The 18,628-nt window shown below is 42.0% G+C and carries 20 protein-coding genes; 4 read left to right on the top strand and 16 right to left on the bottom strand.

From position 1 onward, the window contains the following. Positions 1-231: 231 nt before the first annotated feature. The 8 genes from yhaM to ACGLYD_RS00935 form a co-directional block, all read right to left on the bottom strand. Positions 232-1,170 (bottom strand): 3'-5' exoribonuclease YhaM, encoded by a 939-nt coding sequence (gene yhaM, locus ACGLYD_RS00970; protein WP_399630826.1) that lies wholly within the window; start codon positions 1,168-1,170, stop codon positions 232-234. Then, positions 1,167-4,067, bottom strand: coding sequence for an AAA family ATPase (locus tag ACGLYD_RS00965; protein WP_399630824.1), 2,901 nt, complete (start codon positions 4,065-4,067; stop codon positions 1,167-1,169). The genes yhaM and ACGLYD_RS00965 overlap by 4 nt, the downstream gene beginning before the upstream one ends. Positions 4,068-4,076: 9 nt before the next feature. Further along, positions 4,077-5,297 (bottom strand): exonuclease SbcCD subunit D, encoded by a 1,221-nt coding sequence (locus tag ACGLYD_RS00960; protein WP_399630821.1) that lies wholly within the window; start codon positions 5,295-5,297, stop codon positions 4,077-4,079. A 257-nt stretch (positions 5,298-5,554) separates the two neighbouring features. Continuing rightward, entirely contained in the window at positions 5,555-5,725 is a 171-nt protein-coding gene (locus tag ACGLYD_RS00955) for a hypothetical protein (RefSeq protein WP_399630819.1), read from the bottom strand. A 348-nt stretch (positions 5,726-6,073) separates the two neighbouring features. Further along, entirely contained in the window at positions 6,074-7,339 is a 1,266-nt protein-coding gene (locus ACGLYD_RS00950; RefSeq protein ID WP_067205921.1) for an ABC transporter permease, read from the bottom strand. Further along, positions 7,332-8,231, bottom strand: a complete 900-nt coding sequence (locus ACGLYD_RS00945; protein WP_340741502.1) for an ABC transporter ATP-binding protein — start codon at positions 8,229-8,231, stop codon at positions 7,332-7,334. Before ACGLYD_RS00945 ends, ACGLYD_RS00950 begins: the two co-directional genes overlap by 8 nt. Before the next feature lie 74 nt (positions 8,232-8,305). Next, on the bottom strand, positions 8,306-8,617 hold the full coding sequence (locus ACGLYD_RS00940) for a hypothetical protein (protein WP_067205915.1): 312 nt from the start codon (positions 8,615-8,617) through the stop codon (positions 8,306-8,308). Positions 8,618-8,619: 2 nt separating this feature from the next. Beyond that, on the bottom strand, positions 8,620-8,817 hold the full coding sequence (locus ACGLYD_RS00935; protein ID WP_399630815.1) for a helix-turn-helix transcriptional regulator: 198 nt from the start codon (positions 8,815-8,817) through the stop codon (positions 8,620-8,622). Between the two features lie 182 nt (positions 8,818-8,999). Between ACGLYD_RS00935 and ACGLYD_RS00930 the strand changes: the two genes are divergently transcribed. Beyond that, positions 9,000-9,185 (top strand): YhzD family protein, encoded by a 186-nt coding sequence (locus ACGLYD_RS00930; RefSeq protein ID WP_399630812.1) that lies wholly within the window; start codon positions 9,000-9,002, stop codon positions 9,183-9,185. Positions 9,186-9,284: 99 nt separating this feature from the next. Next, entirely contained in the window at positions 9,285-9,689 is a 405-nt protein-coding gene (mgsA, locus tag ACGLYD_RS00925; RefSeq protein WP_067205909.1) for a methylglyoxal synthase, read from the top strand. Positions 9,690-10,037: 348 nt separating this feature from the next. On the opposite strand, the gene ACGLYD_RS00920 is transcribed toward mgsA, so the two are convergent. The 5 genes from ACGLYD_RS00920 to ACGLYD_RS00900 all read right to left on the bottom strand — a co-directional run bounded on the left by ACGLYD_RS00920 (position 10,038) and on the right by ACGLYD_RS00900 (position 14,549). Then, positions 10,038-10,817, bottom strand: a complete 780-nt coding sequence (locus ACGLYD_RS00920; RefSeq protein WP_399630809.1) for an enoyl-CoA hydratase — start codon at positions 10,815-10,817, stop codon at positions 10,038-10,040. A 140-nt stretch (positions 10,818-10,957) separates the two neighbouring features. Continuing rightward, positions 10,958-12,463, bottom strand: a complete 1,506-nt coding sequence (locus ACGLYD_RS00915; protein WP_067205904.1) for a coproporphyrinogen III oxidase — start codon at positions 12,461-12,463, stop codon at positions 10,958-10,960. A gap of 112 nt (positions 12,464-12,575) precedes the next feature. Further along, positions 12,576-12,923 carry a YlbF family regulator gene (locus ACGLYD_RS00910; protein WP_067205901.1) on the bottom strand — a complete coding sequence of 116 codons (348 nt, stop codon included), beginning with the start codon at positions 12,921-12,923 and terminating at the stop codon, positions 12,576-12,578. Between the two features lie 12 nt (positions 12,924-12,935). Further along, complete coding sequence (locus ACGLYD_RS00905; protein WP_335339515.1) at positions 12,936-14,093, bottom strand: DUF445 family protein; 1,158 nt, start codon at positions 14,091-14,093, stop codon at positions 12,936-12,938. Positions 14,094-14,156: 63 nt separating this feature from the next. Then, the gene (locus ACGLYD_RS00900; protein ID WP_340766118.1) at positions 14,157-14,549 is read right to left on the bottom strand and encodes a ferritin-like domain-containing protein; all 393 of its coding nucleotides are present in this window, start codon (positions 14,547-14,549) and stop codon (positions 14,157-14,159) included. A gap of 71 nt (positions 14,550-14,620) precedes the next feature. Between ACGLYD_RS00900 and ACGLYD_RS00895 the strand changes: the two genes are divergently transcribed. Beyond that, positions 14,621-14,824: a YheE family protein gene (locus ACGLYD_RS00895; RefSeq protein ID WP_067205894.1), complete on the top strand. Its 204-nt coding sequence runs from the start codon at positions 14,621-14,623 to the stop codon at positions 14,822-14,824. Between the two features lie 53 nt (positions 14,825-14,877). Beyond that, complete coding sequence (locus ACGLYD_RS00890; protein WP_156475954.1) at positions 14,878-15,030, top strand: hypothetical protein; 153 nt, start codon at positions 14,878-14,880, stop codon at positions 15,028-15,030. 35 nt (positions 15,031-15,065) lie between these two features. Here ACGLYD_RS00890 and ACGLYD_RS00885 read toward each other — a convergent pair whose 3' ends face one another. From ACGLYD_RS00885 to ACGLYD_RS00875, 3 genes are all read right to left on the bottom strand, one after another. Continuing rightward, entirely contained in the window at positions 15,066-15,302 is a 237-nt protein-coding gene (locus ACGLYD_RS00885) for a hypothetical protein (RefSeq protein ID WP_187046664.1), read from the bottom strand. A gap of 61 nt (positions 15,303-15,363) precedes the next feature. Continuing rightward, the gene (locus tag ACGLYD_RS00880) at positions 15,364-16,647 is read right to left on the bottom strand and encodes an MFS transporter (protein ID WP_399630802.1); all 1,284 of its coding nucleotides are present in this window, start codon (positions 16,645-16,647) and stop codon (positions 15,364-15,366) included. Positions 16,648-16,870: 223 nt separating this feature from the next. Then, positions 16,871-18,628: an ABC transporter ATP-binding protein gene (locus tag ACGLYD_RS00875; protein ID WP_067205885.1), complete on the bottom strand. Its 1,758-nt coding sequence runs from the start codon at positions 18,626-18,628 to the stop codon at positions 16,871-16,873.

Here is an 18,628-nt window from a genome sequence, read left to right as displayed (position 1 = left end):
AACCAACTATTCTTTCATCCCAAAAAGCTTTAGCACTTCGTGTACTTGTGTCTTAGAAGGGCGAAGGATGAATGACCACCATACGATTACCGAAAAAATCTATAGGGATACGACAAAGTCGCATCCCTATAGATTAAGATATCACGGTAATTGTGTAGGAGCCGTTTAATCCAAAGTGATCTAAAACAACTGTACTCGGAGCGCCTTGTGGTTGATTGCGTTATTTACTGGTTAGTCAATTGATGGTTTATAAAATGACCTGTTATCCAGCGGGAAAATTCTTTCAGTGAACTCACCAGGAGCCGTCTTGCCAAGTGCACGGTCCAGCATATTCATCTTCGCATCAATATTATCGATGTAATGAAGAATTTCCGCTTCTTTCAGCATTGGACGTTTCGGGCTTCCCCATTCTTCCTTACCGTGGTGAGATAAAACCATATGTTGCAACAGCATAACTTCTTCACTTGTAATTTCAAGTTCGTCAGCCGCTTTTGAAATTTCATTGACCATAATCGTAATATGACCTAGCAGATTCCCCTCAATCGTGTATTGAGTTGCAATTGGACCTGAAAGTTCAATTACTTTCCCAACATCATGCAAAATAATTCCCGCGTACAATAAATCCTTATTGAGTGACGGATACAGATCTGCTAACGATTTTCCAAGTTTCAGCATGGAAACAACATGATCAATAAGACCCGATACATAATCATGGTGATTTCTTGTCGCAGCAGGGTACGTCATGAAAGCTGTCTGATGCTTTTTCAATAAATGACGCGTAATTCGTTGGATTTGTGGATTTTGCATTTCAAAGAAATACTGCATCAGCTCTTCGTATAGCACTTCTTTACTTGTTGCCGATGACGGAACTAGGTCGGCAATCGCCACCCCTTCATCCTCTTTTACGGGACGTATACTTTTAATGCGCAACTGATTTTTCCCACGGTATTCATGTACTTCCCCGCCAACTTTGACAATCGATGCTGCGGCATATGTTTTCGCGTGTTCATCTGTTGTATCCCATAACTTCGCTTCAATATCCCCACTTTTATCCTGCAAAATAAGCGTCATAAACGGTTTACCTTGTGTGGTAACTCCTTTTGTTGATTGCTTAATTAGCAAGAAAAGATCAAACGGCTCGCCTGCATTATATTCTGCAATTTTCTTCATAAGACCATCGCTCCCTGTTCGCTTCCGATATCGGAAACGTTTAGTATTGTTGCCCCCTGCCATTTATCCTTCATCGCTTCGTGGCATGTAAAATAAATGAACTGATGCTTATTTTGTAGATTGTCTAGTAGTTCAATCATACGCGAAAGTCGCTCTTCGTCAAAGTGAACGAATGGATCGTCCAACATTAGTGGAAAAGGTGCCGTATTCATTATAGATGCCGCAAGCGCCAATCTAAGTGAAATATAGGCTTGCTCTTTTGTAGCCTGGCTCAGCTCTACAATGGGATAACGCATTCCATTTTTCGCTATTACTTCGAAATGACCCGTCTCCGTTACACGAAGTGATTCATAATTTCCACCCGTCAGTTCACAAAACAATTTTTCTGCCGCTTCAAGTACTTCTGGCAATTTCTTTTCTTTCAACTCCGACATTGTTCTTCTGATTGCTTCAGTAATCGCTTTGCGCTCAGACCATTTTTTTACGAGTTCTGCGAGCTCCGATTTTTTCATTTCGAAGTGTTGCAGTTTACGACCGTAATTTTCATCTGTCAGTAGTCGTTCCGTTTTGTTAACAAGTGCGGCCTTGTCATTGATTAAGACATTTAGCCTCTCGCTAATCGACGATAGTGTTCCGCTAATATCATTCACTTTTTTTCGCAACTCTTCATCCACAACGCCATCAGGCAATTCAAGAGGGCCATATGATGCTAATTGAGCATTGACATCCTCAAGTTGCCCCTTTAAACGAAACGCTTCCTGGTGGCTATTGTATGCGGCGTAAAAGGCCTCTTCCGTTTCTACTGCTGCTTCAGCAAGCAGAGCCTGCACTTTTTCCAGCAACGAGTTTACAAGGCTGGATGTCTCTTTCAGCGCTGATTCTTTGCGTTCTAAAGCAACTGTCAATGACCTGATTGTTTCTGCCTGTTCATTAAGGTGAATGAATTCCCTTCTCAGCATCTCATAAACTGTTTCTTGTGGTGCAAATTTCCGCACTATTTTTTCAGCTTCTGCTAACCTCACAGCAATCTGTTGTTGAATCGTTTGTCGCCGTAACAAGGCATCATTCAACTCTCTAGTAACTTCCTGAACTTCTCGAATCATACGGAATAATTCCGGGATAATCCCGGTTGAAGGTATTTCATCGAAACCATAAAGTCCTAAAAAATCGACCAGTTCTAATTCGATTTTCCGTCTATTGCTATAGGTATTTTCAAGCTCGGATGTCAACGATTGAAATTTCCTTTCAAGTACCATAAACGCTTCTTGTAAATCTTCTTTCTTGCGCTTGTACATGCCAATTCGGTCTGTCAGTTCTTCCATTTGATGCTCATTTCCACCATATGCGGCAATGATTTTTTCCATCTGCTTCAGTTTTGCTGAATCGGGCGTTTGATGCTGTTTTTTCGAATAAATTAGAATACCTAATCCTATAACAATAACACCAGCTATAATTATGAACCATTCTTTTTGGATGAAACCGAAAACGATGAACGCGACAGCAAGTACGACAAGAAGTGCAGGTATCATCAGTGATTTCTGTTCAACCGGTCTTCTGCTTAGTGAAATATAGGCTTTCGCTTCAGCAAGTTGCTGACGAATTTTCGGCCACTGCAGTACACGTTCTAATTCCTCTACGGCAGGTGCAGTGCGTTCAATTCCACCAATTTCAGTTTCCGTATCACCTAACTCATTTTCCACTTGGATGAGTTGGCGATTCACAAAGCCAATTTGCTGATCGCCTTCAGTAAGTTCTTGAATAATTTTGTGCATCTGTTCTTCCTTTTGGATTGAAACATCTGCCTCCAAAATAGTATTTTCCGCTTCAAGCCCTTTGACACCAAGTCTATCAAGCAGACGTCTCTTTGAACTAGTTAGCTGACTCACGTTTTCTTCTTCAAAAGTAACCGCTGTTTGCCATCTATGCCACTCTGTTTCTTTCGCCAGTAAAATTTCAAGTTCAGCAATGCGCTCAAATTCGTGCTGTTCAGGCATTCGTGTCATTAGCTCTGCTAATTCTTCTTCCAATCGTCGTTTAGTAACTTCGGCTTCCGTTAACTTCCCCGCAAGCATTTCATAGCGCCTGATACCATCTGTGGGAAATTTTATTTCACTTAATTGCGATAGTCTTGCATCCAATGCTTGTTTCTTTTGATGAAGGGGGAGTAGCTGTCGCACGAGAGCGAGTTTCTGTGATTCTTGCATAAGTTCCGCTTCCTGTCCTCGCAACTCTGTAAGCAAGTCATCGATTTCCCGTATTCGTTCAATCGAGGGTGCATATTCTCCCACTTTTTCCTGCTCTTCTTTCAACTCTATTTCCAATTCCCGAAGTTCCATGATCTTGACGTTCATCTCCGGAATTCTTCCCGACTTTTTGAACAAATCCCCCAGTTCTTTTTCCATTCGATTTCCAAGCTGTAACAAAGAGTCAACACCAGTAGTCCCCGAAGCAAGAAGTGTCCTGCTTAATTCGTCTTCATCCATTTTTTCAAATCCCTGCAACTGTAACAAAGAGAATGAAAAAATGGATTCGAATGAAGCACGGTCATACTGGCGAAGTAGCGAGTTCAATTGCTCTTCTCCACCCTTTGTTCCATCTTCGAAATAGACGGTAACATCACCAGCAGATTTTCCACGGATCCGTTCGACGATGCATTTCCCATATGTTTCATCTATAAGATGAACTTGCCCACCGTACTTGCCGCCCGATTTCGGTTCGTAGCGTAAGAGCGCATTATTTTTTGGTGGAAATCCAAATAAGATATGCAGGATGAATTGCTGAATAGTCGTTTTCCCAGCTTCATTCAATCCATAAACTACAGAGATTCCTTGTCCAAAATCCACCGTGACATTTTCATGTTTTCCAAATCCATAAATGTTTAGTTTTTCAATTTTCATGTAAACACCTCATTCCATTCCTGACATTTCCGCCGCCAACAATGCTGTTGCTCCGGCTTTCACTTCATCTATTTCATCTGCAGTCAAAACATCCAGATATTTGACGCCACGCGCATGCTGGTAAACATCTTTTAAAACATCCTTCCAGTCTTCCGTCGTCCAACCATCAATCATCCCAGCAACTGATTGCATCAGTGCACTTGATGCCATAGATGGATTCAACTGACTCGCAAATGTAATCTTCTGCACCCAGACATAGGGTTCGCTTTCACCCACATAATCACGCAGGACCTCCAACCATTCTCCCTCCGGCGATTGACTGAATAGATTCGCAGCTTCACGATCGATATCAGTCAGCAACAGCTCCACAATTCCCGCGCCATTGTGCTCTTTAAATGACTCTAGCACTTCCGAACATGCCGTCAGCCACTCATTCGCATGACTCATTCCTGCACAAGGCAATTCTAGTCTATCAAAGACAATTGCTGATGCCGGGATGAAATGAAGAGATGCTGTTGTTTTCGATAGTTCAACTTCATAGAATCCCTTTGTACCACGCTCATTGCGATGACGCCCCTGTAAATTTCCCGGATAAACGATTGGAGGCGTTTCATGCAGCTGTTGCCTCACATGGATATGCCCGAGCGCCCAGTAATCATACCGCTTAGCTAGCAACTCATTTTTAGTGAATGGCGCATAAACGGCATGTGTTTCATCTCCCGCCAAGCTACCGTGCAACATCCCGATATGTATCGCATCCTGACCTTCAGCTACAGGATAACGGTCAATCACTTTATCACGGATATGCCTTTCCTGATAACTAAACCCAGAAATCAACACTTCTTGACCATCCACGGTCAGACGCACTGTTTCAACATGCTCATCGAAAACATACACATTCGGAGGCAGGTCAAATCGTGTCCATCTTCCGCCAAGATGGTCGTGATTGCCATGTGAAATGAATACTGGAATGCCTGCTGTATCCAATTTCACCATCCCTTCCCGAAACTTCATCTGCGTACGTAAACTCCGATCTTCCCCATCGTAAATATCACCCGCGATTAACATGAAATCCGGTTTCGTTTTGACTGCGTGCTCAATCAACTTAGTAAATGATGCAAAGGTACTGTCACGTAAATTATTCAGGCGATCTGTTGGTAAGCCAGTCATGCCTTTGAACGGGCTGTCGAGATGCAAATCGGCTGTGTGGATAAATCGGATTGTTGACAAGTTAGTCCCTCCTTCATTCGGCGAATACTTGTTCTTATTTTAGCATAAATAAAAAGACTCTGCGAATTAATTAACGGGTTCGGTTGATGGGGAGAACAGTGCAATTAACAACGCAAATAACAGGTTAAGCAGCATTTATTTCAACAGTGAAAAAGATATATATAAAACAAGTAAAAACGCTCAGAAATCTGAGCGTTTTTTGGCGAATTATTCTACTATCCTTATTGTACTTAGCACCTGTTAGTTGAGTAATTTTTCTATGAATTTCCTTTCTTATCTTTTACGAAAAGTCCAATTATTACAAGAGCGAATCCTAAACCTAAAAGGAAAATTTCAAAACCACCTGTTCTAAAAGCAACTTCGTGTGGTATATATATTGCTATAAGCATCAGTGCAATACCTAATAACATCGTTTTAATAGAACGCATTTATATCTCCCCTTTTTACCGTTAATTGAAGAAAATAATTTCATAGTATTCAATTTATTAAAGCATAGATTACTCACCTTCCTTATTTTTCTTTCCAATATCCAATTAGCAAGTGTTTTAACAATGGAATTAGCAGCATCGCATAAATTTATGCGATGCTGCTAATTCCTGTGCCAATCGTGGTACCAGTTCATCTATATAAAGCATCTACATGTTGATATAACAACAAAAACAGGGACTCCAATTCATATGCAAATTGCGTCCCCGAACACTGTTTTTTTTATTGTTTCCTCCCCATCCAATCATCCGAACCCGTTACGAATTAATCAGAGTCTTTCTATATCTCACTTATTCTTTTCCGAGCTGGATTGCTTTTTTAATATCTTTCAACGAACGAGACGGTCCGTACATGAGAACACCACCGCGGTAAACACGTGCTCCGAAGAAGCCCAAAAGGAAAATTGTCACAAGCATAATCGCAATTGACAATAGCGGTTCCCATACTGGTAACTCCAACATACCAACGCGCAAGAACATGACGAGTGGCGCAAAGAACGGGAAAAACGAAGCATATTTTATATAGGCCATTTCAGGATTTCCGAGCCCAGTTGCCGCAATCATGAACCCTGCCACGATCAGCAACGTCATTGGCATGATAATCTGCTGTACATCTTCCGTGCGGCTGACAAGTGAGCCAAGAAGAGCTGCCAGCGTCGCGAAGAGGAAATAGCCCAACAGGAAGAAAACTAGCGCATAGACAAGCGTTCCCACATTCATATTCGAAAAGCCGAAGACGGAAAAGAAGCCATCTGCCATTTCAGAACCTGTTGTTTTCAATGCAATATATCCTGCCAGACCCAATAATACCATTTGCAAAAGACCAAGCGATCCAATGCCAAGTACTTTTGCAAACATATGTTTAACTGGTGATACGCTTGAGATAAGAATTTCCATCACACGCGATGATTTTTCCGCCGCAACTTCTGTCGCGATCATACTTGAATATACGATGACTGCAAAGTAAATAAGAAACATGAGTACATAGACGAGACCACGTGCCTGGCTCAATTCTTCTTGTGATTTCGCTGACGGAGATACAGATTGCTGTTCAAATTGGATAGGTGCGAATAGTGTCTGTACTTGCTCACCAGACAGTGAGAGCTCCTCCGCTTTCATTTCCGTTTGAATCGACTTAAGTGCTTCTTCTAGCATCATTGGAAGAGAAAAGTCCATGGCACTCATCGAGATGTAGTTCGCTTGAATTGTATTTGTGTCATCAAGTCCAAGCGTCACGAACGAATCGATTTCTCCCTCTTTCACTTGTTCTGTAAGCGCATTTTCCGATTTACTGGACAGTTCTACCTTAATACCTGATTCATTTGACTCTAGTTGCATTTTCAACCGCTCCGCAAGAACACCGCTTTCATCGAGTACTTGCAGCACTTCCGCCGAATCTTTATCTCCGCCCGTGGCACCTTTAACGGTATCAATGATTTTTTCCATGTTAGCAAAAAGGAAAACCGCCGCAATCATGATGGATGTTGTTATAATGAACGATTTCGTTTTCGCTTTTGTCGTAAATGCCTGTTTAAAAATGATCATGAATTCACGCATGCTGTTTCCCCACCTTTTCGATGAAAATGTCTTGTAGCGAAGGTTCCTCAATCCCAAAATGGCGAATCGGGCCCGACTTTAATGCGGCCGTCAACAAATCATTGGCCACTTGTTCAGATTCGACCTGGTAGAGTGCCCCTTCAACCGACTTATGGACAGATGTAACACCTGCAATCGCATTCAGATGTGCTAAATCATTGTCTGAATTTATGCGTACGTTCTGCTTGCCATATGACCGCTTCACATCGCGGAGTGTCCCGCTCACGATTTGCTTACCTTTATCGATGATACTAAGTTGCTCACACAATTCTTCGACATGATCCATGCGGTGGCTCGAGAATACGATAGTTGCACCATCATTACGAAATTGAATTATCGCCTCTTTCAACATCTCAACGTTTACCGGGTCCAACCCTGAAAATGGCTCATCTAGAATTAACAGTTGAGGATTATGCATGAGAGATGCAATTACTTGGATTTTTTGTTGATTTCCTTTTGATAGTTCTTCAACTTTTTTATTGGCATAGTGAGTGATTTCCATTCGTTCCAGCCATTTATTCATAGCTGTCTTGGCATCCGACTTTGTCATACCACGTAATTGTGCTAGAAAAATCAGTTGCTCTTCCACCTTCATTTTCGGATAAAGGCCGCGTTCCTCCGGTAAATAACCAATCTCAGGACTTGTTGCGTAAGAAATCGGTTTCCCATTCCACGTAATCCGTCCTTCATTCGCATTTAATAGACCAAGAATCATCCGAAATGTCGTCGTCTTACCTGCACCGTTCGCTCCAAGAAAACCGTACATCGTGCCTTTACCTACAGACAGCGTCAAATCATCAACCGCCGTGAAATCTCCAAATCGTTTCGTTACATTTTCAAGTAGCAATGACATTCGATTACCCCTTTCGTTTTACCCAATATTAACTATACGTATCTAGCACTCTGAAGTTTCACTTTTTTAGTTTTTCAGTTTTTACTACTGGCGATTGCTGTACCAATCGCATACGACGCCATATGCACTACCCAAATTCCCGTTAGAATGAAAAATGCAAGTTGCGGTCCTTCAACAATAATGATAACTGCCCAAGCAATGAGTATCGCAACGGTTGTCGCACACCACGAAATTGAACGGGCATGTTGATGAATCGTTCTATATCGTTCGTCAAACCATCGTTCTTTCTTTCCCCTTTTCCGATTTATTAACATAGTAATGAAAATAATGACTACAGCAAGCGGCAGCCCTGCAAGAAATACCCATATATTAAACCCTTCGTACATTTTCAATCCTCCTCTAGTGTAAAAATATCTTCAATGCGACAATTGAATAACTTCGCAAGTTTGAACGCTAATGTCAGTGATGGGTTATATCTACCTTTTTCGAGGGAAATAATCGTCTGTCTCGAAACTTCCAGTTTCTCCGACAGATCATCTTGCGTTAGCCCCATCGCAGTCCGCATTTCCTTTATCAAGTTATTCATTTCAATGCTCCCCTTTCATACGAAAAGCGCAGGGCACCCGGAGTCTAGACACCGACTATTGTAAAGGTTGCTTTACGTAAAGGTTACTTTACCATACTCAAGATGTCAAGTAACCTTTACAAATTTCCTTTTAGAATTTTTCATAGTATAATGAATGAAATAGAGTGGAAAGGGTGAATTATGTGAGAACATATAAACTAACAGCTTTTGAACCAACAGGAGCATTAATTACAGAAGAAACATTCACAGCTGAAACAGACGAAGCAGCAAAAGAAAAAGGCCAAGTAATGCTTGAGGAGAAAAACCTTCTCACCAAAACACACCGCCTTGCCTCTCCTGCTGGAAAGTTGTTATTGTTCCATTCCTAAATAAAATTGCACTTCAGATGTTTACTTCCCTTCACTTATTATGTAATCCTAAACAGAAACAAAGCATTTCCATCATACAAATAGACAGGGTGTTGAGAAATGAAAATCGCATTAATTGCCCATGACGAAAAGAAAAATGAAATGGTAAATTTCACAATTGCCTACGAATATATCTTTTCGCAATACACATTATTTGCTACCGGTACAACGGGAAAAAGAATTATGGACGAAACCAATTTATCTGTAACCCGACTTAATTCGGGACCTTTGGGTGGTGATCAGCAAATTGGTGCAATGATTGCAACTGGCGAGCTGGACTTAATCTTGTTTTTCCGTGACCCACTAACTGCTCAACCACATGAACCCGACGTCAGTGCGTTATTACGCCTTTGTGATGTCTATGGCATCCCACTCGCTACGAATATTGCAACGGCTGAGCTGTTACTTCGCGCTGTTGAAAAAGGGTACTTTTCGTGGCGTGAAATGCTTGATAAATATAAGTAAGTTCATTTCAAAATAAAATAAAAAGTACCAAGCACTGATCCTTTTATTCAACGGATGCATGCTTGGTACTTTTTTAATTACGCAGGCTGATTCAGACTGCAAGCGCTGGATTAAATTGTTAATTTCCTTTCTTCCTTATGACCGCCATGGAGCTTGTTATGCTCGCCATAGGTGCAGTTATGACCGCCATGAGCACTGTTATGCTCGCCACGACTTCCATTATGACCGGCATCAGCCGTGTTATGACCGCCACATGTTAATCGCACAAAATGTCTAGTACAAGAAAAGACACTGATTCAGGATGGCGTAAAAACTCACCCCTAAACCAGTGTCCATATTACATAGAAATCATTTCCCTATAAATTCCGGCTTACGTTTTCCCACAAATGCCTGAATACCTTCTAGGTGGTCTGCTGTTTTCCGCATTGCCACTTGTGCTTCACTTTCCATTGCCAATATGCTTTCAAGTTCTTTCGTTTTTTGCGCATGCAGAATTTTTTTCGATGCAATCATTGCTGCAATCGGCGACGCAAGCAGTTTATGAGCAAACGCTTCGCCGCGTTCAGCACCAGTACCTTGTGCAGTCACTTCATCGATGAGTCCTTTTTCAAGTGCTTCTTGACCATTCATCACTTTTCCTGACCAAATGAGTTTTTTCGCTTGAGGCACACCTACGCGTTCTTTTAAGAAGAAATGACCTGCCCCGTCTGGAATTAGACCAATGCCGATAAAGTTCATCGCAAGTTTACTTTCCTCTTCCGCAATAATATAATCGCAGCCAAGCACAAGGCTAAATCCAAGTCCTGCCGCCGCACCATGGACGACCGCAATCGTAACTTGCGGTAATGTATAAAGTGCTTTCGCAAGACGTGACACGTCTACCATTACACTACCAATATCCATTGGGCTATCCGGATTTAACATCGCTTTAATATCCCCACCCGCAGAAAATGCACGACCGGCCCCTTGGATTACCAAAACTTGAACTGACACATCGCTTTTCAATTCCTCGAAAACATCCGCTAGTTCCTTCATCATGACACTATCCATCGCGTTCATCGATGCAGGCCTATTCAACGTAAGATGCGCAAGGCGTACCTCTTTTTTTAATTCGACAGTTGTATACATAAAAAAACACCCCTTCGTAAGAAATGAATTACCATTCACTTCTTAGATTCGGTGTTTTTTCAGTAAACCCTTTATTTAAGAGCTAAGAAAGTATACGTTTTTCTACCTAGAGTAGGGTCTATCAAGGCGCTTGCGCTTTTCTACTTAACCATCTCTGGAAAAATCGCGTCAAGATGAGCGAGCTTCTTCACGATTGAATCTTCATATGTCAGGATATAAGCTGCTGGATCTTTTGGATTATAGAACTGCGTAATTTTCCCCGTTTCAGGGTCAATGAACTTACTTGAAGCCCCACAACCTACTCCAATGATCGTCTGTACCTCTTCCATAATAACTATGTTATAGATACTTTCTTCACCAGGCTTTGCGTACCCGACGTTTTCCAAGTTGCCTAAAATGTTCTTTTGACGGTATAAATAGTACGGTTCATAGCCGTTTGCAGCGTTCCACTCTTCTCCGAGTTTCATCATCTGCTCGACTGTTTCACGATTAGCTACTTTGTATTTGTCTTTATTACGGGTCATTTCAGATGCCCGTTTGAATGACAATGTATGAACTGTCAGCGATTCAGGTTGCATTTTTTCAGTCTCCGCAAGTGAATGCTTGAATTCTTCCATTCCTTCATTTGGCAAACCGATGATGAGATCCATATTAATATTCTTCATGCCCATATCGCGTGACAACCAGAACTTATCGACTGTTTCTTGAACAGTATGGTGACGACCGATTGCTTTTAGTGTCTCATCTGTATAGGATTGCGGATTGACGCTTATCCGGTCAATGCCCCATTTTTTCAGAACTTCGATTTTAGCAGGCGTAATCGTATCAGGACGACCTGCTTCTACCGTTACTTCTCTGACTTTATCCATATTAGGGAATGAAGCATACATCGTTTCATATAGCGCGTCCATTTCTTCCGCTTCTATAGATGTCGGAGTTCCTCCACCGAAGTAAATCGTCGTAATGGCCATGTCTCGCTCTGTCAGCCATTTTCCCATTTCTCGGATTTCTTCATGCAATCCGTCTAGGAATGTTTCGACTCGTCCATTTTTTCGATTAATCGCATAGGCTGGGAATGTGCAATACGCACATTTCGTCGGACAAAATGGAATGCCTATATAAATACTTACTTCATTTTTTAATTCGTGTAAATCAGGCACCGTTCGCAACTGCACATTCGCTATTTTTGCTAGAAGTTCGCTTTTTTCGCTCGAGAGGCGATGGCGATTCATTAACAATTGCTGGGCCTCTTCCGTACTGTGTCCTTCGTGGCGATATTTATGGTACAGTTTCATCGGGCGAATCCCTGTCAGAATTCCCCACGATTGATGCATCCCTGTTGCTTGTTCAAGCGTTTCAAGGAAAACGTGTGAATAAATCCGCTTTAACTGGCGGGTAATCGCTTTATCATCGTCCGTCTCTTCTATCTCAGAAAACTCAGCAGAATATTCCACACCGTCCCATGTAAGGATTGCCTTTCCGACAAGTTGTCCATCAAGCGTCCGTTCCAACGTCAAATTTGCCAGTATCGCACCCTCTTCATCTTCATCGACTATTTTCGATTGTTCAAAGAAAAGGTTTGCTAGATGCGTAAACATCCTAATCCAACCCTGTTCGTAGTTTTCTTTCATGATGATTTTTTGCATTGTAAGTACCCAACTTTCTATTTATAAAACCGAAGTTTTTTCTCTAGATAAACATAAAATCATTATAGCAAATTTACGGAGTGAAAGAAGAAAAACCGGCCTAGGCCGGTTTTTAGATGGATTCGTATAATTGTTGTACTGGTTTCATCAGTACACGGTTTACTTCTTCAATCAAGCCACTCAATTTCATTTCTGCTTCAAGCATTTTCATAATCTTAGGATTTTGCTGCGCAAGTTGTGCAGTCTTTTGAGCATACTCAAGCTCTTCAGCTACTGGCTCTTCACCTTGCATCTGTTTTTCCTGAAGGCTCAATTGGATTTTACGGAAGTTTTTGAACAACGCTAGTGCATCGTCATCCACCTTCACTTCTTCTACCGCTTGCTGTACTTCTAAAAACTCTGCAGTTTTTCGGAATGTTGCTTCCAATTTGTTTAAATCATCGTAAATATTCACTGTCATGTATTGTTCCCCCTATGATAAATTTGTTGCCAAGACAATAAGGCCTTGAACGATTCCAATCAAACCGCCGAGAAATGCTCCAAGTACGGTGATCATCTTGAATTCGCGTCTTGAAATGCCGAGCACTAGATCTTCCAGTATTGCAACTGGAAACGCATCGACTTGCTCTCTAACCATATCATCTAATTTAAGTTTGTGGAGCGATATCTCCATTTGTTTTTCTGCCTGTTCGAATGCAAAGCTAGTCAGCGCCGGCGTCAGATTAACAGCTGTCCATTCCGCCCCTGCAGGCCAATAATCCTGTATCGTCTTATTCAAGCGAGCTTCCAGTACAAGTTCTTTTTCTGCATAAGATCGGACTGAATTGAACAACCCATCCCAATCAAATCCTGAGAGAAGTTCCTCAACGGGACGTTTTTGAAGCTTTTCCCATTCATTAAGTATAATTGTGTTCACAAGATCATACGTCCCTTGTGCTGCGACAAACTTCAGTGCTTCACGCTGTACTTTTACAACAAGCGATTCTGATTCTCCAAAAAACATATTTACCATACTTCCAAGTGTACCTTTTGATGCTAGGAAATCATCAATCATTTTATGGAACATTGCTTTTCCTTCATCTGATTCGAAGTAGGTTTCCGACCTGCCTAGAATATAGGTTGTTATGGCTGGAATGCGCCCTGCAGCTTCTACCCGCCACTTTTGCGGTAGCACCTCTTCTACCGATCCCGTCGTCATTTTTACACGAACGGCGTTAAGCTGGGCATCGAGTACTTCCAACACTTTCCGCTCTGCTTTCTCTGCAACATTCATCGCGCCGGCAGTATTAAGCCAGTCATTCAATGTTTTATCAGAGAGAAGGATATGCTGCTCAAGTTTTTGTTGGAGGAAATCCTCTGCTTTCTTCTCCATGTCAGGCGTCAATAATTTCTTTCTGAACGTTTCCGGTGTTAATAAATAATTCGTCACCGTCTTACCGAGTTGCACTGCCAGTTCATCGCGCCGTTTCGGTATCAATCCCGGCGTGAATGGCAAACGCCATTTCCCAATATATTTCGCTTCATGTGGCCTGAACAGCATTTTAATCGCCAGATGATTTGTAAGTCCCCCGATTAATGCACCAATAAAAGCCATGAATAACAATGTCCATAAAATACCCAAATGCTTCACCTTTTTCCGTATCGTTAAGTCCTAATTATAGCAGAACTAAACCGAACGGAAAAATTCAAAGACTTATCTTAGTGCGTTGTACATTGTCGACATGCGAATAGCGTGTTCCATTTCATCATGCATTGCGATGAATAATGGATTGTAGGCCTGTTGAAAAGGAACTGTTAGTAGCATTTCCTTATACATTTCAACCGCTTCAAGCTCACTCACCAATGCCCGCTGAACACACTCTTTTAAGTTATAACAAGGCAACGGTCTCTTTGGATTTGGTACAAATGTCCCCGTCATCATATAATAGAGCTGTTGAAACATTTCATAATGGCTTTTTTCATCTTCATACATATGTCTGAGGAAGTCTTGCCAAAGCGGATCATTGGTCATGTCGTGCATTGATTTATAAAAATAATAATCTTTGTACTCATCCTCGATGGCCTGCTTTAATTTATCAACAAACAAGTCAGCACCCTTTCGCTTTCTTTTCTTGATATTATGCGGTCGGGTAGCGTCTTATGAGAGGAGTTATTTACATGCTACAACATTTCAGTTTTAAACCGATGTTTGACAATACACAATTACCGGGTTGGACATTCTCATTTTTCTTCCGCAATACGAGGTATACCGGTGACTATTTACCTGAGGGTGTCATTGTTTGGACAGGAGAAACGCCGCCTGAAGAAGACAATTTGAAAAAAATGATTCATGAATTGATGATTTTTCACGTCTATGATTGATTCGTGAAAACTTCGGGAATACTGTCCTCCATGACGTATTAAGGAGGCGCAGTATGAATAAAGAAAAATCCCCTGAAGAGTTGCGTAAAGAAAAGGAACAGTTAAAAGTACAAGATCAGAAAACTGAAAATGTCTTTGAAGATAAGAGTCGAGTACCAGAAGAACAAAATGCCTGGAAAGAAACACAAGCCAGACGCGGTGAATAACAAAACTCCCTGCATATTGTATGCAGGGAGTTTTGTTATTCTACATTTCTCGTTTCCTCTATGCCAACCGCGTGCCTTGTATCTTCTTCCAAGTACTTATTACTGTTCGTGTCATTTGTTCCCCTCGTCATATCGTCATAAGGCGTAAAAGGCGTAAACATATTTCCTGACTTCTTCTTATTAAAAAGTGTCTTGTAGATTGCAAAACCAATCAACACCATACCTCCGAGTCCCAATACAATGGCAACAACAGCTATAATGGTAATGCCCATAAGAACACCCCTTTTTATTTATTATACCACTAATGAACCAGATTTTTCTGACACACTATTCCTACGACAAATTTCTTCTGCCAAAAATGAAGTAATAGTACGTCGAGGAAACAACATAGAGTCCTGCTGTGATTGTGAATGCATAGGCATAGCCCCAATACGAACCACTTGCAATAACAAGCCCCGCTGCTACTGGCCCCATCGCTGCCCATCCAATATTAAATACAGTTTGGTTCACTGAGTTAGCAAGCCCTTTGTATTTATCCGCAACAATTTCCATTGCAATAGCACTTTGAATCGGATTCCCCGCATTCATGAGTGCCTGGCGCATAAGGAATCCGAGTGATGCTAACAACAGGGATGTCGTATAGGCCGTTAATAGTAAAAATGGAATAGACAGCATTTGGAATAGGATAAGTGCTTTCACTTTCCCAACCTTTTTCACTAATGCCGGACCAATAAGCATAGCTACCGCCGTCATCGCAGATCCAAGTGATAAAATAAGACCAATGTATGCATTTGAGGCATCAAATCGGTTTGAGAAATATAAATTCAAGTACGGCACAACAAGACCTGAACCAAAACCAATCAGCAAACTCGCAAATGAGAAATGGAAAATCAGAATGATATTCCGCCTGAAGCTGCTGTCGACTTTCTCAACCTCTTCTTCCACAGGTTCAACGGACGTTTTCTTCACTTGCACCGGTTCAGGCGGCTTGTTTTGAAGTTTAAATAAGGGAAGTAAACCAATGATAAAAATGGTTGCCCCCGTTAGAAGCGCCCAACGAATCGCATCAGCTGCATCGAGAGCCAAGAGGACTTCTAGTACGTCAGCGATAACGCCCCCAAGCAAACTGCCGATAACATTCGCAACCGTCATGAGAGCGAAGTGGATACTGAACATATGGACCCGTTCGGCGGGTTTAGAATTTTCGGCGAGGAATGGCACACCCGAAACTTGCACGAATGCCATGAATAACCCCGTCAGAAATGCTGCGTAAATAATTGGCGTTTCAGCAACAGCGACACTTCGGTAAAACAATGTCATTCCTCCGAAAATTGCACCGCCGACAATCATCCATTTCCGACCGAATTTATCACTTAGAAATCCGGCTGGAACGAGCATAATTGCCGAAGCCAACGCCGTCATAGAAATGACTTTTCCGTTGATAGTTTCAGGCATTCCTAACTCTTTTATATAGAGATTGTACATGACCATGAATACACCCATCCCGATCTGGATGAGCACGTTCGCTAGCATGAACAGCCTGACGTTTTTATTGAATGAAGATATTTTCAACTTCCAATCCGCAAACCATTTCCCCATGCTACTCCAACTTTCCATACGAGATACTTCGTTACTCTAAAGATACGTCTTTCAGAATAGTTTTTCAACAACTCAAATGCATCGTGCCAGTTATTGACACCATTTGTACCCTTCAAATTGTGGCAACAGCTGGACCACACACCGGGTAGTACGGGCAACAATAAAGCAGTCACTTGGAGCTTAATCACAAAGAAAAAAGGAACTTCCCACTTACACGGAAGTCCCCTTCGTCATATCCTTGTCATTCAACTTTCGGAGTACCAGAAGTTCCCGCCTGCAATTTATACATTTGAGCATATTGCCCACCAAGCATAAGCAACTCATCATGTGAGCCTTGTTCAACAATCTCCCCGCGATCTAATACTAAAATACGATCCGCGTTCTTAATAGTAGAGAGTCTATGGGCAATGATAAACGTTGTACGCCCTTTTTTCAGTACGTCCATCGCATGTTGGATGATTTCCTCTGTTTCCGTGTCGATGTTGGACGTCGCTTCATCCAGAATAAGAATGGCAGGATCGAACGCAAGCGCCCGTGCGAATGAAATAAGCTGGCGCTGTCCAGAAGAGAGCGTACTCCCTTTTTCCACAACTGGCTCGTCAATTCCGCCTGGCAAATGTTTCAATACCAGTTCCCCACCGACTGCATCTAGCGAATGTTGCACTTTTTCGCGAGTAATGCGTGAGTCACCTAAGCTAATGTTCGACTCGACTGTCCCACTAAACAAGTAAGGGTCTTGCAGAACAATACCCATATGATCACGAATCGTCTGACGTGGCATGTCACTGATGTTTAGTCCGTCAATCGTAATCTTCCCTTTCGAAGCGTCATAGAAGCGGAACAGTAAATTCATGATTGAACTTTTTCCCGATCCAGTATGGCCGACAAGTGCGACCGTTTCTCCCTGCTTTGCTCCGAATGAAAGATCCTTTAAGACATATTCTTCATCCTTATAAGCGAACCAGACATTCTCAAAGCGGACATTTCCCTGGTAACGGGCGATTTTGTCGTCGCTTACCGGCTCCCCTTCACGGTCCAATAATTTGAAGACACGCTCTGCCGCCACAAGTGAATGCTCGAGACGTGCGAACTGGTTTACAATGCCCGTCACCGGGTTGAACAACCGTGTAATATAGTCTACGAAAGCATAGAGCATCCCAACTGAAATGAAACTTTCTGTGGAGATCGAAGCACCGCCAAAATACCAGATAAAGAACACAAAGGTCAATGACCGGATTACGTCGACAAGGTTATGTGAAGTCGCCGCCTCCACTTTTAGCAGTTTGTTCTGATAGCGGAAGTGTTCATCATTCAAGTCACGGAATTCCTCTTCCATCTGCTTTTCACGACGAAATGCTTGAATGATTGTCATGCCATTGATTGATTCATTAATCATCGCATTCATGTCACTCACTTTTCCGCGGATGATATGGTTAACCTTCGAAGCGAATTTTCTGTATGCCTTCATCCAAATATAAAGTATTGGTAAGACAAATAACGTGATAGCACCCATTTTAGGATCCAAAATGAACATTGCAATGAAGATTCCTGTAATGTACATTCCGCTAATTGCGAACTGTGAAACGACCGTCACATATAAGTTACGGATCGCTTCCGTGTCATTTGTAATTCTTGCAACAACTTTCCCAGCGGGCAAATTATCAAAATAGCGGATTGGTAATGTCTGAATATGTTCGTAAAGATCATTACGCATTTTCTGTATGATACGGTTTGCCGCCTGTTGCATCAATAAATACTGGAAATACCTAAGTATCGCAGTGACCACAGCGAGCCCGAAAAAGATGGCCAGCAGCTTGGCAATCGGAGCGAAATCCATGCCCCCGCCAGTGGCCCCTGCAATGTGGTCATCAATGATTTTCTTGGCAATCATTGGGCCCATTAGATCCGCAGCGACTGCGAACGCGAGAAGAATAATACCTGTCAGTAACAATTTTTTATAGTCAAGTGCGTAATGGAGTAAGCGTCTACCAGTACCCAT

Origin of the sequence: Sporosarcina sp. SG10008, assembly GCF_044569405.1 — a bacterium.
GTDB classification, from domain to species: Bacteria; Bacillota; Bacilli; order Bacillales_A; family Planococcaceae; genus Sporosarcina; species Sporosarcina psychrophila.
This window is presented reverse-complemented; position numbering and strand designations above follow the sequence as displayed.

Coding starts and splice junctions, on each gene's coding strand:
- ACGLYD_RS00920 (WP_399630809.1), bottom strand. CDS start 10,817: ATGTATACAACTGTCGAATTAAAAAAAGAGGTACGCCTTGCGCATCTT.
- ACGLYD_RS00890 (WP_156475954.1), top strand. CDS start 14,878: ATGAATAAAGAAAAATCCCCTGAAGAGTTGCGTAAAGAAAAGGAACAG.
- ACGLYD_RS00940 (WP_067205915.1), bottom strand. CDS start 8,617: ATGTACGAAGGGTTTAATATATGGGTATTTCTTGCAGGGCTGCCGCTT.
- ACGLYD_RS00875 (WP_067205885.1), bottom strand. CDS start 18,628: ATGGGTACTGGTAGACGCTTACTCCATTACGCACTTGACTATAAAAAA.
- ACGLYD_RS00895 (WP_067205894.1), top strand. CDS start 14,621: ATGCTACAACATTTCAGTTTTAAACCGATGTTTGACAATACACAATTA.
- yhaM (WP_399630826.1), bottom strand. CDS start 1,170: ATGAAGAAAATTGCAGAATATAATGCAGGCGAGCCGTTTGATCTTTTC.
- ACGLYD_RS00965 (WP_399630824.1), bottom strand. CDS start 4,067: ATGAAAATTGAAAAACTAAACATTTATGGATTTGGAAAACATGAAAAT.
- ACGLYD_RS00880 (WP_399630802.1), bottom strand. CDS start 16,647: ATGGAAAGTTGGAGTAGCATGGGGAAATGGTTTGCGGATTGGAAGTTG.
- ACGLYD_RS00885 (WP_187046664.1), bottom strand. CDS start 15,302: ATGGGCATTACCATTATAGCTGTTGTTGCCATTGTATTGGGACTCGGA.
- ACGLYD_RS00950 (WP_067205921.1), bottom strand. CDS start 7,339: ATGCGTGAATTCATGATCATTTTTAAACAGGCATTTACGACAAAAGCG.
- ACGLYD_RS00915 (WP_067205904.1), bottom strand. CDS start 12,463: ATGCAAAAAATCATCATGAAAGAAAACTACGAACAGGGTTGGATTAGG.
- ACGLYD_RS00945 (WP_340741502.1), bottom strand. CDS start 8,231: ATGTCATTGCTACTTGAAAATGTAACGAAACGATTTGGAGATTTCACG.
- ACGLYD_RS00910 (WP_067205901.1), bottom strand. CDS start 12,923: ATGACAGTGAATATTTACGATGATTTAAACAAATTGGAAGCAACATTC.
- ACGLYD_RS00935 (WP_399630815.1), bottom strand. CDS start 8,817: ATGAATAACTTGATAAAGGAAATGCGGACTGCGATGGGGCTAACGCAA.
- ACGLYD_RS00955 (WP_399630819.1), bottom strand. CDS start 5,725: ATGCGTTCTATTAAAACGATGTTATTAGGTATTGCACTGATGCTTATA.
- mgsA (WP_067205909.1), top strand. CDS start 9,285: ATGAAAATCGCATTAATTGCCCATGACGAAAAGAAAAATGAAATGGTA.